General features: G+C 66.1%; 10 protein-coding genes. 4 read left to right on the top strand and 6 right to left on the bottom strand.

Features of this window, described 5'->3' with window-relative positions; all coding sequences use genetic code 11:
- Nucleotides 1-128: 128 nt before the first annotated feature.
- The gene (locus DEA8626_RS03060; RefSeq protein WP_108851588.1) at nt 129-1,892 is read left to right on the top strand and encodes a serine protease; all 1,764 of its coding nucleotides are present in this window, start codon (nt 129-131) and stop codon (nt 1,890-1,892) included.
- Between the two features lie 6 nt (nt 1,893-1,898).
- Here the strand turns inward: DEA8626_RS03060 and DEA8626_RS03055 are convergent, their stop codons facing one another.
- Genes DEA8626_RS03055 through DEA8626_RS03045 form a run of 3 tightly spaced genes read right to left on the bottom strand, consistent with a single transcriptional unit; the run spans nt 1,899 to nt 5,826 of the window.
- A complete protein-coding gene (locus tag DEA8626_RS03055; protein ID WP_108851587.1) occupies nt 1,899-3,347 on the bottom strand; it encodes a TrkH family potassium uptake protein in 1,449 nt (482 codons plus the stop codon).
- Nucleotides 3,348-3,392: 45 nt separating this feature from the next.
- Entirely contained in the window at nt 3,393-4,841 is a 1,449-nt protein-coding gene (locus tag DEA8626_RS03050) for a TrkH family potassium uptake protein (RefSeq protein WP_108851586.1), read from the bottom strand.
- Nucleotides 4,842-4,887: 46 nt separating this feature from the next.
- A complete protein-coding gene (locus tag DEA8626_RS03045) occupies nt 4,888-5,826 on the bottom strand; it encodes a DMT family transporter (RefSeq protein ID WP_108851585.1) in 939 nt (312 codons plus the stop codon).
- A gap of 62 nt (nt 5,827-5,888) precedes the next feature.
- Here DEA8626_RS03045 and DEA8626_RS03040 point away from each other — a divergent pair, with 62 nt between their 5' ends.
- Nucleotides 5,889-6,395, top strand: a complete 507-nt coding sequence (locus DEA8626_RS03040; protein WP_245890729.1) for a MarR family winged helix-turn-helix transcriptional regulator — start codon at nt 5,889-5,891, stop codon at nt 6,393-6,395.
- Nucleotides 6,396-6,431: 36 nt separating this feature from the next.
- Here the strand turns inward: DEA8626_RS03040 and DEA8626_RS03035 are convergent, their stop codons facing one another.
- From DEA8626_RS03035 to DEA8626_RS03025, 3 genes are all read right to left on the bottom strand, one after another.
- Nucleotides 6,432-7,976: a response regulator gene (locus DEA8626_RS03035; protein ID WP_181366341.1), complete on the bottom strand. Its 1,545-nt coding sequence runs from the start codon at nt 7,974-7,976 to the stop codon at nt 6,432-6,434.
- A gap of 19 nt (nt 7,977-7,995) precedes the next feature.
- Nucleotides 7,996-11,154, bottom strand: a complete 3,159-nt coding sequence (locus tag DEA8626_RS03030) for a hybrid sensor histidine kinase/response regulator (protein ID WP_181366340.1) — start codon at nt 11,152-11,154, stop codon at nt 7,996-7,998.
- Between the two features lie 65 nt (nt 11,155-11,219).
- A complete protein-coding gene (locus DEA8626_RS03025) occupies nt 11,220-11,954 on the bottom strand; it encodes a Tll0287-like domain-containing protein (protein ID WP_219929155.1) in 735 nt (244 codons plus the stop codon).
- Between the two features lie 220 nt (nt 11,955-12,174).
- Between DEA8626_RS03025 and DEA8626_RS03020 the strand changes: the two genes are divergently transcribed.
- Nucleotides 12,175-12,846 (top strand): HAD family hydrolase, encoded by a 672-nt coding sequence (locus tag DEA8626_RS03020; RefSeq protein WP_108851580.1) that lies wholly within the window; start codon nt 12,175-12,177, stop codon nt 12,844-12,846.
- A complete protein-coding gene (locus DEA8626_RS03015; protein ID WP_108851579.1) occupies nt 12,843-13,805 on the top strand; it encodes a sugar-binding transcriptional regulator in 963 nt (320 codons plus the stop codon). The genes DEA8626_RS03020 and DEA8626_RS03015 overlap by 4 nt, the downstream gene beginning before the upstream one ends.
- Nucleotides 13,806-13,824 lie beyond the last annotated feature (19 nt).

Below are 13,824 nucleotides of genomic sequence, written 5' to 3'. Positions count from 1 at the left end.
GTTCTCAATAGGCAACAGGCGCGGGACGGTCAATCGCGGCCGGGCGATTGTGGCGTGACGCGGCGCGCGATCCTGTTAGGTTCGGCAGCGGATTCGAGTTGAGCCCAAGGTTACAAAGAGGAATTGGCATGCGTGCGGCGATTCTAGTCATCGGTCTTGTCCTGTCGTTCGTGCCAGCATTGGCGCAGGCGCAACAGGCATGGGTTCAGATCGAGGCGCAGCCGACGCTCCGGGAAGGCGAGGAGCGTGCTCGTGCCTATTCCGGCGTCTTTCCGAACGTGAGCGGCTTCGTGATGACGACGGGCTGGTACGCGATCGCGCTTGGCCCCTTCGCACCCGAAGAGGCGGAGCGCCAGCTCCGGCTTCTCAGGGGCGAGCGGCTGATCCCGCGCGACAGCTACATTGCGCTTGGTGAAAGCTTCCAGAGCCAGTTCTGGCCGGTGGGCGTGCGGCTCGGCGCCGTGCCGCCTCAGGGCGAGACGCCGCCCGAAACCGACGCGGCCGCCCTGCCCGCGCCCGAGGCGACCGCCATAGTGCCCAACATTCTGCCCGACGAGACGCCCGCCGAGGCGCGCCGGTCGGAGGCGCTTCTGACGAGAGAGGAGCGGCAGCAGCTTCAGGAGGCGCTAAAGTGGGACGATTTCTACGCGGGGGCGATCGACGGCGCCTTCGGCCGCGGCACGCGCGCCTCGATGGCCGCGTGGCAGGCCTCGCGCGGCTACGAAGAGACGGGCATCCTGACCACAGCCCAGCGCGCCGAGTTGATCGAGGGATACGAGGCCGAACGCGCCGCGCTTGGGCTGGAGACCGTGACCGAGGAGGAGGCGCGGATCGAAATTCCGCTGCCGCTCGCGCTTGTGGAGTTCGACCGCTACCAACCGCCCTTCGTCCACTATCGTGAAAAGGGCGGGTCGGGCTTCCAAATGATTCTGATCTCGCAGAAGGGCGATGAGGCGACGCTGTCGGGGCTGTACGACGTCATGCAGACGCTCGAAATCGTCCCCTTGGAGGGTGAGCGCGGGCTGAACCGCAGCTCGTTCGTACTGACGGGAAAGAACGGCAAGATCCAGTCGCACACCGAGGTTACGCTGAAGGGTGGCGTGATCAAGGGCTTCACGCTGGCCTGGCGGCCCGAGGACGGCAAGCGCGCGACCAAGGTACTCGAAGCGATGCGCGCGGGTTTCCGGGCGCTGGAGGGCGGCGCGCTAGACGACAGTCTGGGCCAGCCCTTGGCCGAGGATCGCGCGGGCCTGCTTTCCGGCCTCGAAGTGCGGCGGCCGGCGCTGTCGCGGTCGGGCTTCTGGCTGGACGGGGCGGGGCTCGTGGCGACAACGGACGAAGTTCTGGCCGGTTGCAGCAGGATCACGCTCGGTGGCGGTCCCGAGGCGGACCTGGCGCTGCACGACGCGTCAAGCGGCCTTGCCGTCCTGAAGCCGCGCGCGGCGCTCGCGCCGAGAAGCCATGCCCGGCTGGCCGAACGCACGCCCCGGGTAGGGTCCGAAATTTCGGTGGCGGGCTTTCCCTACGAGGATGCGCTCGATTCTGCGGTGCTGAGCTTCGGCAGCTTCGCCGATACCCGTGGCCTCGGCGGAGAGAATGAATTGAGCCGGCTGAGCGTCGCCACGTTGCCGGGCGATGCGGGCGGGCCGGTGCTCGACACGACCGGGGCGGTGATCGGGATGCTGCTTCCGCGCCGGGTCGAAAACGGGCGCGTCCTGCCCGACGATGTAGGCCTCGCGCTCGACGCGGCCGCGATCCGAAGGGCATTGGCGGATGGCGGGCTCGCCGAAGCGGAACCCGCCGGGCTCGGCGATGCGCCCGCGCCGATGGCGGCCGAGGATCTTCTCTGGCTCGGCCGTGATCTCACGGTCCTCGTTTCCTGCTGGGACTGACGCGGTTCAGACGCGCCAGAAACGCGGCAGGAAGAGTACGAGCACGACCAGAAGTTCCAGCCGGCCCAGTAGCATCGCAGCGGTCAGGATCCACTTGGCCGTGTCGTTGAGAGCGGCGAAATTGCCCGCCGGTCCGATGATCTCCCCGAGCCCCGGCCCGATATTGGCGATCGCCGTGGCCGCGCCGGACAGCGACGTGACGAAATCGAGCCCGGTGAGCCCGAGCGACACCGCGATGATCCCGAGGCTCACCACGAACAGTCCGAGGAACGCCATCACCGAAGACATGACATCTTCGCTGACAGGTCGCCCGTCGTAGCGGGGCGTGAAAATGCCGTTCGGGGAGTGGATTCGCCGGATCTGGGCCGAGACGGAGGCGATCAGAAGCTGGTAGCGAAAGATCTTGACCGAGCAGCAGGTCGAGCCCGCGCAGCCGCCGATGAGGCCGATGAAGAAGAACAGCACGATTGGGAACTGGCCCCAAAGCTGGTAGTCGGTGCTGGCATAGCCGGTGCCGGTGATGATCGAGGTCACGTTGAACAGCGCCTCGCGGAAGGCGTGTTCCAGCCCATCGCCCCTGACGCCCACGCGATAGGCCCAGATCACCCCGACAAGCACGCCGACCGTCCAGAGAAAGGCCCGCACCTGCCGGTCGCGCAGAAGAGGCGTCGTGCTGCCGCCGACGATCTGGACGTAGCGGACGAAGGGCAGGCTCGCCGCGAACATGAAGAACGCCGAGACATATTCCGGCGCCCCCTGGAACAGACCGAACGACGCGTCGGAGGTCGAGAAACCGCCTGTCGCCAGCGTCGTCATCGCGTGGTTCGCGGCTTCGAACCCGTTCATCCCCACGGCGACGTAGGCAAGCGCGCACAAAATCGACAGCCCGACATAGATGGCCATGATCTGGGCCGCGATCTGGGCCGCGCGCGGCAGGACCTTGCCGCCGGTGTCGAAGGCCTCGGTGCGGAAGATCTGCATGCCGCCGACCTTGAGCTCGGGCAGGAAGACCATGGCCACGACGATGATCCCGACACCGCCGAACCATTGCAGCATGGAGCGCCAGAGCAGGAGCCCTTCAGGCAGATGCTCGAGCCCGACAAAGACGGTGGCTCCGGTCGTCGTGAAACCCGACATCGCCTCGAAGACGGCGTCGACGATGCGCGCCTCCGTCGCGCCGAAGAGGAAGGGCAAGGCGCCGAACAGGGGTAGCGCCGTCCAGACCCCGGTGGCGAGCAGGAAGCTGTGCTGGACGCTCAGCTTCTCGCCCACACCGTTCGCGCAGGCAAGCGCCAGGCAGCCACCCGAAAGGCAGGTCAGGATCGCGCTTTGCAGGAAGGCGGGCCAGTGCCCATTGCCATAGACCAGATCGACCGCGAGCGGCACGATCATCGTCGCCCCGAGCACCGCGGTAAGAAGGCCGATCACATATCCAACGGGACGCAGGTCGATCATGTCAGAGCCTTGGCGGCGCTGGCCTGCCCTGTCAAGCGACCGCGCTCACAGCCGCCAGAAGCGCGGCAGGAGAAGCACGAGCACGGTCAAGAGCGAAAGCCGGCCCATGATCATCGCGACGATCATGAAAATCTTCGCGACGTCGGGAAAATCGACGAATGTGCCGGTCGGGGCGACCATCGGGCCGTAGCTGTAGCCGATGTTTCCGATCGTGGTCCATGCAGCGAAGATCGCCGAGACGAAATCCACCCCGCTCAAGTCGATCCCGACGGTGAGGAAGCCGAATGTCAGGATGTAGGCCCCCAAATAGAGAACTATCGCGTCCATCGTGTCGTTATCCACCGTCCGGCCCGCATAGCGGACCAGGGCGATCCGGCTCGGACTGTAGATGCGGCGGACCGCGGAGACGAGCGCACCGAGCATGATCTGGACGCGGAAGACCGAGAGCCCGGCCGCACTTGATCCCGAACAGGCGCCGATGACGCCGAGCCACATGCCGACGATGAGTGCGAACGCCCCCCAGCGGGGAAAGTCGCCGGTGCCGAAGCCGGTCGACGACATGATCGAGACGAGGTTGAAAAGCGATTCCCGGAACGCCGGCTCCGCGTCCTGATCGCTGGTCGTGATACGCCAGGCCGCCACGACCAAAACAGCGCTGCCGACCCAGGCGAGATAGGCCCTGACCTGCGGATCCGCGAAGAGCGGCCGGGACGACCCCTGCACGAGTTGCACGTAGCGGATATAGGGCAGGCTGCCGAGGATCATGAACAGCGAGGCCGCGTAGTCGAGCGCGTTGGAATAATCCGTGAACGATGTGGTCCGGGGCGAAAAGCCGCCCGTCGCGATCGTGGCCAGCCCATGCGCCGCCGCCTCGAAAAGCGGCATGCCAAGGAGCGCGTAAACCGCGATGCAGGCGACCGTCAGTCCGGCATAGACATAGAAAAGTTGCCGCGCGATGTCGGAGGCGCGTGGCAGGACCTTGCCAAACGTGTCGAAGCCCTCGGTTCGGAAGAACTGCATCCCGCCGACCCTGAGCACGGGCAGGAAGATCATCGCGATGAAGGCGATGCCGAGCCCGCCGAGCCAGTTCAGCATCCCGCGCCAAAGCGTCACGCCGCGCGGCAGCTCTTCGACATCGACAAAGACCGAAGCGCCCGTGGTTGTGATGCCCGAGACGGCCTCGAAATAGGCGTCGATCAGGCGCACGTCGGGGGCGCCGATCACGAACGGAAGCGCGCCGAACAGAGGCACGAAAAGCCAGATCCCGGCGGTGAGCAGGAACGCCTGGCGGATCGACAGACCGCGCGCGGCCCGGTTCTGGCAGGCAAGCGCCATCGCCGCGCCGCAGAGGACCGAAATCATCGCCGCCTCGCCGAAGGCGTGCGCGTTGCCGTCGCTGCGCAGAAGATCGGTTGCGAAGGGGATGATCATCGTCGCGCCGAGCGCGGCGATGATGAGACCGATCACAAATCCGACGGGGCGCATATCGATCATGGCGGGGGCAAGCGATGATCCTGCGCCCCGCCAGTGTCAAGACGCGTCAGCGGCGGCGCTTCGCGGCCGCGTTGTGAAAAAGCACGGTCCCGGCGGCGATCATGAGAGCGGCGGGCCAGAACATGGGTGGAAGCGTCTCGCCCAGGGCCACCACTGCAATAACCGCGCCCGTCATGGCCGCGACGCCGCCGATCTGGCTCATGTAAACCGGGCCGGCCAGAGCCTGGAGGCGGAATTGCAGGACGTATTGCGCCGCGACCACGGCTGCACCGGCAGCGGTCAGGCCGGCGAGTTCGGGCGACTGCCACAGAAGAGACAGGCGCCCACCCTCGGTCAAGGCGGCGAAGGGAAGCACCATCAGCGCGCCCGCGAGGACCGAGAACGCGGCCAGCGGCAACGGCCGGGCGCCTGCGGGCCAGTAGCGCGTGCGGAAGATGTTGCCGAGCGCGAGCGTCACCGGAATGGCCGTGGCGAGCATGACCCAGTAGACGCTCCCGCCCGGACCGCCAGCCCCGGCGAGCTTGGCCGACGCCAGAAGGACGCCACCCGCAAGCCCCGCGAGGACGCCTGCGCCCTGCCCCGGCCGCGCCCCGTCCATGCGCAAGCCTCTTGCGATGAGCCAGGTGAGCAGCACCGGGAAGGCGAAGGTGAGCGAGATGTATCCCGCACCGACATGGGCGACGGCGAGGTAGCCCATCGCGCTCGGCACGATCATCAGGAAACCCGCGCCGAGGCCGTAGTGCAGTGTGCCCGCGACGCCCAGCGGACCTCGCCCGAAGACGAGCGGCAGGAAGAGGAGGCCCGCCGCCCCGAACCAGACCGCGCCGAGATAGCCGAGCATCGGCGCGCCTGCTGCGGCCGCGAGCTTTGACAGCATGACCGCGGTCGCGATGAGCGATCCGACGGAGACGAGCAGAAAGGGCGCGGCCAGACCGGGACCGCTCGCGCAGGGCAGCGCGCCTGCGCAGTTCGTGGCATCCGCCATTTGACGAGACTCCGAATTGGGTTAGTATCTTTGTGAGAACTAACTTAGTGAAAAGTATCTTGATGTCAAGACAAATGGATCGAGCCGCCTTCGCGATTTCGCAATGGGCGCGCGAAATGCCCGACCTCGACACGAAGGCGATGGAAATCATCGGGCGAATGTCGGAGCTGTGGCTGGTGATAGACCGCGACCATCTCTCGCCCGTAATGGCCGAATTCGGCCTTCACGGCGGAGAGTTCGACGTCCTGGCCGCCCTCCGCCGCTCGGGCGCGCCTTACGAACTGACGCCCACCCAGCTCTACGAGGTCACGATGCTGTCCTCGGGCGGCATGACGGCGCGGCTCGACCGGTTGGAGAAGGCGGGACTTGTCGAACGCCGCCCCAATCCGGAGGACCGGCGTGGCACGCTCGTGGCGCTGACGGACAAGGGACGCGACCTCATAGAACGCGCCCTGCCCGCCCATGCGGCAAACGAGACGCGCATTCTTTCGCCGCTGACCCGCGAGGAGCAGGACCAGCTCAGCGCACTGATGAAGAAGCTCCTCGCCGGCCTCGGACCGCCGGAGTGATCCGCGCGCGGGAGCGGGCTTCCACCGCCGCGCCCCTCAGGGCGCCGTTGGACCCGGTCCGCCCGTGGACCCCGCAATTTGCGCCGGCGCCGCGCGCTGGTCCAAATCGTCCTCGTGATCGATCTGCTTGGGCATCACCAGCGCGAGGCCCGAAACGAGGCAGGCAAGCGCCGCCCAGACCCAGATCGTCATCTGTTCGTTCAGGAGCAAGACGCTCCACAGGATGCCGCCTGCGGTGATCGAATAACCGGCCTGGCTGGCGAAGACCGCGCCGGTAGTTCTGATCGTGTAAATCAGGAGCACGGTCGAGAAGGCGCTGAGCGCGGCGATCAGGAGGAACGCCCAGCCAAATCCCGCGATCGCCTCGGCCGGCGAAATGAAGGCGCCGGTCGCGAAAGTGGCCGGCGCAAGGATGAGCGCCCCGGCGATGGTTATGCCGGTCGCGGCGCCGAGGGAGTCCGCCTCCGAATCCGGCAGCGCCGCGATGACGATATCCTCAAGCGCGTAGCAGAGGGGCACGGCAAGCGTGACGAGGATCCAGATCCATCCGGCCACGCCGCTCTCTTCGCTTCCCGGCACCATGATCAGCGCGACGCAGGCGAGGCCGAGGCTGAGGCCGATGAAGCGCTTGAGACTCGGCGCCTCGAGGCCCATCGAGGCGGCGAGGACGAAGACGATGAAGCTCTCGGCCGCGAGGATGATGGCGATAATCATCGCCGGCACGCTTTCCGCCGCCCAGAACAGGAAGATCTGCGGCAGTACCCCGCCGATGAGGCCGAGGATCAGGTAGTGCCGAATCGGCGGCCAGGAGGCCTGCGGATAGCGCCCGGTCAGGAGGGACGTCACGATCATCAGAGCGGCGCTGAGGCTGAGCGTCCAGAACGCGACGCCGAGCGGGTGGAGCCCGTCGAGCATGATGATCCGCGACAAGGACGGGATCAGCCCCCAGGTCGCGCCGAGGAGCAGAAGCAGGAACCCGCCTTTCAGAAGGCTGATCTGCTGGCGCAGGTTCTGTTCGCGCCGGTAAACCTCGCCCGCCATCTGGAGGAAGACCCGCGCGAGGTTGCCGAGTTGGTCGTCGCGCCGGGCGATGTCGTCGAGGCCGAGCCGCGCGGGGTCGAAATCCTTGCCCTCGACGATGCCCGAGGCGGCGGCGAGCCGTTCCACCTGGTGCAGGTATTCGAGCTCCTTGTCCCTGAGCCGCTTGCGCTCAATTCCCGCATCGACGCGGGCCTTCAGGAGGACCGGGTTAAACGCCTTGGTGAGAAAGTCGTCCGCCCCGAGCTGGATCGCGCGGACCGCATCCTCCATTTCTTCCAGCGACGAGATGACGATCACCGGGATATCGCGCAGTTTGGGATCAGCCTTGATCGCCGCGAGGACTTGGAACCCGTCCATCTCGGGCATGACGATGTCGAGAAGGACGATGTCGAAGCGGTCGCGCCTTAGCGACGCGAGGCATTCCGCCCCGCTCGCGACGGTCTCGACCTCGTGGCCGAGGTTCTGCACCGCCAGTGCGAGTTTCATTCGGTTGGTCTTGTGGTCGTCGACCACAAGCACGCGACCATGTCTCTCCGTCATCGCCCCCCCATGTCCCGTCTCAGCCCGCCAGTGTCCGGCGCAGCCCGTCCCGGGCCTTGCCGAACGCCACGGCCGCGCGGTCGGACAGGGCCGCCGCACCGGCGACATCGCCTTCGCGCCCCATCGCCTCGATCTCGCGGCAGAGCCGCGACAGTTCCAGCGCGCCGAAATCGGCGGCGCTCGACTTCATAGTGTGGGCGGCACGGCGAAGGCCGTCCGCGTCACCGTCGCGCACCGCGCCTTCGATCCTTGAGATAAGGTCAGGGCCCTCCTCCAGAAAGCTCTCGATCAGCTCGCCCAGCGCCTCGCGGTCACCGCCGATGGTGTCGAGAAGAGTTTCGAGCGCCGCGGGATCGAACGCGGCGGGGTTTGCATCGGACATTTTCGGTGCCTCCTTTAGCTTCCCGCGCGTGCAGGATTGCAGCGCCTCGACCAGGGCCTCGACGCGGATCGGCTTGCTGACATAACCGCACATTCCCGCCTCGATGAATCGTTCTCGGTCGCCGTCCATGGCATTCGCCGTGACGGCGATGATGTTCGGGCGCTCGTCCTCGGGATGCTCGGCGATGATCCGGCGCGTGGCCTCCATGCCGTCCATCTCGGGCATCTCGATATCCATGAGCACGACGTCGTAGGGTTGGCGCGCCACGGCTTCGACCACTTCGCGGCCATTGCCCGCGACGTCGGATTTGTATCCGAGCCGCTTCAGGATCATCCGGCCGAGCTTCTGGTTCGTCGCGTGGTCGTCAGCCAGAAGGATGCGCAGCGGCAGCCGCTCCGCCAGGGTCTCGTCGAAGGCGGGCTTCTTGCGCTGTACCCGGTCGATGACCCGGATCGGCTTACCGGCGAAGAGGCTGACGAGCGCGTTCAGAAGCGGCGAGGGCTTGACGGGCTTGGCGAGAACTTCGGCGAAATCAGCCTTGGACAGCTCTTCGGGGCTGTGGTCGTTCGACTGGCCGAGCGAGGACAGCAGTATCAAGGGAATGCTCTTTCCCGCCGCAACGCCGCGAAGCTTCTGTGCCAGGTCGATCCCGTCCAGGCCAGGCATGTGCATGTCGAGGATCGCGACGTCGAACTTCTCGCCACCGGCCACCATCCGAAGCGCCTCTTCCGGCTCCCCTACGGCCTCCGGTTCCATCGCCCAGCTGGTGGTCTGGCGCGAGAGGAGCACCCGGTTCGTCTCGTTGTCGTCGACGATCAGCACGCGCTTGCCTTCGAGATCGGGCCGCGCCTCATTGAGGTTGATCGTGCCGATCGCGTTTCCCACGGGCGCGGTGAGCGTGAAATGGAACGTCGTGCCCTCGCCCGGCGCGCTCTCGACCCAGATCCGTCCGCCCATGAGACCCACGAGCCGCTGGCTGATCGCGAGGCCGAGGCCGGTGCCGCCGTAGCGCCGTGTCGTGGTCGCATCGACCTGGCTGAAGGATTGGAAAAGCCGGTCCTTGCGATCGGCGGGAATGCCGATCCCGGTGTCGCGGACGGTGAAGAGCAAGCGGCACTCGCCTTCGGGCGCGCGCTCCACGTCGGGCGCGACGGTCAGCACGACCTCCCCCTTCTCGGTGAACTTGATCGCGTTGTTGATAAGGTTCAGGAGCACCTGCCGGAGCCGCGTGACGTCCGACACGATCGTTTCGGGCACGTCCGGCTCGATGTAATAGGCGAGGTCCAGCCCTTTCCGCGCCGCCGCCATCGCGACGAGGTCAAGCGCCCCTTCGACGCAGTCGCGGAGGTTGAAGGGAATCCGCTCAAGCTCCAGCTTGCCCGCCTCGACCTTGGAATAGTCGAGGATGTCGTTGATCACGGTCAGCAGGCTTTCGGCGCTTTCATTGATGGTGCGGGCGAAGTCCTGCTGCTCGGGGGAAAGATCGGTGTCCATCAGAAGATTGCTCATCCCGATGACGCCGTTCATCGGGGTCCTGATCTCGTGGCTCATATTGGCGAGGAACTGGCTTTTCGCGGTCGTCGCCTTCAGCGCGACATCGCGCGCCTCGGCGAGGCTTTCCACGAGTTCCTGCAGCTTCGACTCGCGCTCCTTCATCTCAGTGATGTCGGTGAAGACGCCGACGATGCCGCCGGCTTCGGTCGGCCGCTCGTTGATCTTCATCCACGTGCCGTCGCCGCGCTTCTGCTCGAACGGGCCCTCGGGGTGGCGGTGCCGGCGGATGCGGTTCTCGGCCCATCCCTCTGCGCCGCCCGCTATGATATCCGACTTCGCCACGTGCTCCGCGATGTCGGCAAAGCTGCATCCGGGACGGATGTCGAAGCCGATCTTCGCGTACATGTCCTTGTAGCGCTGGTTGCAGATGACCAGTCGGTCCTCGGCATCGAAAAGCGCGAAGCCCTCGCTGATCGCCTCGATCGCCTCGGTCAGCTGGACCTGGAGCCGCTTGACCTCGCGGTCCGCCTCCGCGCGGGCCGACGCCAGGCGTTCGCGTTCGACAAGACTGTCACGGAAGAGGCCGAGCGTCCGCGTCATCGCGCCGATTTCATCGTGGCCGGGTCTCGGCAGTTCGGCGGCGAGGTTGCCATCTGTGATCTCCCTCATCGCGGTCAGCAGCCGCCTGAGGGGCGAGGTGATAGAGCCGACGATCAGGAGCGTGAGCAGGAGGCCAACGAGCCCCGCCGCGATGACGATCGCGGTTGAAAGCCTGACCGCCCGCGCGGCTTCGGAATATGCGGCATCGCTCTTGGCGACGGCCTCGGCCTGGAGCTCGGCCACCAGCGCGCCAAGCTCGGCATCGACGCTGCGGATATGTGCCTGGCCCTTGGCGACCAGCGAATTGCCGAGAACCCGCTGATCCTCGGTATAGGCATCGACCGCGAGGAAAGACTGCTCCAGAAGCCCCTCGATCTCGGTACGGATTGTCGCGACATGATCGGGCGCGACCGGTTCGAGTGCGGTGAGTTCCGCCTCCAGAGCCTCGCGCGCGGCGAGCGCGTTCTGCTCCGACCGCATGAGAAGGCTCACGGACAAGTCCGACAGCCAGTACTTCAACTCGCCGAAATGGGTGCTCGCCGCGTTGGCGCGGGTCAGAACACCGATCGCCGTCGCGCCCTCGGATATTGCGTCGGCATTTCGCGACAGGCGCGATGACAGAAACGCGTTTGTCGCAACGAGGAACGCCAGCAACACGACGGACAGGAAGACCAGCCGCGCGAGGATCGAGACCCTAGCCATGCGCCCCCCGCGGGAACTGCGCATGGCTCAAACGCCTGCCGGCAATGTCGCCTGCGGCGACCATCTCAGCGAAACAGACTGATGCTTATGACACCACCCAGATCGCCGAGCCTGCCGCCTTCCTTCGGGTAGCCCGTCACGTCGATTTCGCCTTTCGGTTCGCCGTGACAGGCCAGACAGCCCTCGCCGTAATACTCTGGGACCAGCACGCGGTAGGCGGGCCTGCCGTCTTTCTCGGCCTCGGCCGCAAAGACCTGGCCCTCGGGCCAGTCGGACGCCGAGAGGTCGGCGCGGATGACACCAGTCTCCCAGTCGTCGGGGCGGGCCTTGCGGTTGCGGATCAGTTCGGGCGGCGCTGTGACTTTGATCACAGCCTCATCGCCGACAAGCTCGGCGAAACGTTCGTTCACCAGGCGCCCGAACACCGCCGGCACGAAACCCTTGAATCCCACTCCGTCCTGGTTGATCGTCGCCTGATTGGCTTCCATCACCTCGCCTATTGCCGCCATCTGCGCGGAAATGAGCCGCGCTTCGCGTTCGTCCTGGCCGTCGTGGAGCGGCGTGGTTCCGTTCGACGCCAGATAGGATTCCGTCGCCTCGGCAAGAACGCGGTCGCCGGTCAGCCCCTTGTCGCCGCCCGCCGGATCGTTGATGACATCCTGGTTCGAGGCGATCACCGTCCGGGCCGATCGCAGCAGGGATGCCAGCTTCAACGCGGTTTGCAGGTCCGCATCCGCACCGGACTGTGCCCTCGCCTCCGCAATCGGGAAACCTACCTGTGCGACCAAAAGCGTGAGCAAGAACCTCGTGAAAGAAGATCGTGTGTGTTCGCGCATAGTCCCCTCACCTTGATACTTGCACGGATAACGCCGCGCTTATTTTTCGCTGAGAGATCAATCCGGTCATAGTGGATACGCAGCCTGCACCTGTCAATTGCGGCCGCGAGTTCGTACAGGAGTTGATTGACGCCGACCAGCGAAGCGCGATGACTGCCCGATTGATTGTGCTACATATGCGGCTGTGAGCGTGGAACTCGTCATCTTCGATTGCGACGGCGTGCTTGCCGACAGCGAGGTCATCTCGGCGCATGTCCTGATCGAGGAGCTGGCGCGCGAGGGGATCGCGATCGATTTCGGCTATGTGCGCCGACACTTTCTGGGCCGCAGCTTTCCGACGGTGGCCAAGATGATCCGCGAAGATCTGGACCGGCCGCTGCCCGCAGATTTCGAGATGCGGTATCGCAACCGGCTTCTCAAACGGTTCGAGACGGAGCTCCGCCCCACGAGCGGCGTCGTCGAGGTTCTCGACGCGCTAAACGTCGCTGCCTGTGTCGCGACCTCGTCGAGCCCCGAGCGGGTCTCGCGGACGCTCGAGTTGCTCGGCCTCGCCGCGCGGTTCGGCCCCGACGTATTCACGGCGAGCGAGGTCCGCCACGGCAAGCCGGCGCCCGATCTCTTCCTGCATGCCGCGCGCCGGATGGGCGTGCCGCCCGCCCGCACATTGGTGATCGAAGACAGCGCGCCGGGGCTTACCGCCGCCGGCGCCGCAGGCATGGCCGCCTTGGCCTATACGGGCGGCGAGCACCTGCAGGGTCAGGCGCCCGATGCACCCTTTCCGGTACGATTCTTTGACAATTGGGCCGATTTCCCGCACCTCTTTGAAGAACTCTGCCAAGGATCGGACGCAACGTGACCGTCGGACGCTTCACACCGGAGACCACTCGGCTCGACGATGCCGCGCGCGCCGGATGGCTCTACTACGTTGCGGGCAACACCCAGGACGAGATCGCGAAGAAGCTTGGCGTCTCGCGCCAGACGGCGCAGCGGCTCGTGGCGATGGCGGTCAGCGAGCGGCTGGTCAAGGTGCGAATCGATCACCCGATCGGACGCTGCATGGATCTCTCCGGGGCGCTCACCGCAGCCTACGACCTGAAATTCTGCGAAGTCGTGCCCTCCGATCCCGGAGCGCCGGGGCTGCTGACCGGCGTGGCGATCGCAGCGGCCGCGGAGCTTGAGCGCGTTCTAAAATCCGACGAGCCGAAGATCATCGCGCTCGGCACCGGTCGAGCGCTTAAGGCCACGGTGGATCAACTGCCGCGCATGGCGTGCCCGCAGCACAGCATCGTCTCGCTTCTGGGCAACATGATGCAGGACGGGTCTGCGACGCCCTACAACGCCACTATCGCCATGGCCGAACGGGTCGGCGCGAAGCACTATCCCTACCCATTGCCGGTGCTCGCGCGCGACGAAGACGAGCTGAGGGTCCTTCTTTCGCAACAGGCAGTCCGTAACACGATCGCGCTTGGCCAGCAGGCGGACCTGACGCTTGTCGGCATCGGCCAGATGAACCGCACCGCGCCGCTTGTCGTGGACGGGTTCGTGCCGGAGAACGAGATAGATTCACTCGTCGCCGCCGGCGCCGCCGGCGAGATCACAAGTTGGGTCTATGACCAGGACGGCCACATCATCGACTGCGCCTTCAACGCGCGCGTGGCCTCGGTTCCGCTGCCCAAGGCGGTCGAGCGGCGCGTGATCGCGGTGGCGGTCGGTGAGGCGAAGGTAACCGCGTTCACGGCGGCATTGCGCGGCAGACTGGTCAATGGCCTAATCACCAATGAGGCGACGGCAGAGTTGCTTCTCGCCGAACGCTGAAGCCAACTTGAGACCGGCC

It is taken from the genome of Defluviimonas aquaemixtae, from assembly GCF_900302475.1.
Classification (GTDB): domain Bacteria; phylum Pseudomonadota; class Alphaproteobacteria; order Rhodobacterales; family Rhodobacteraceae; genus Albidovulum; species Albidovulum aquaemixtae.
Note: the sequence above shows the minus strand (reverse complement) of the source record. Positions and strands in the feature narration are given on the sequence as shown.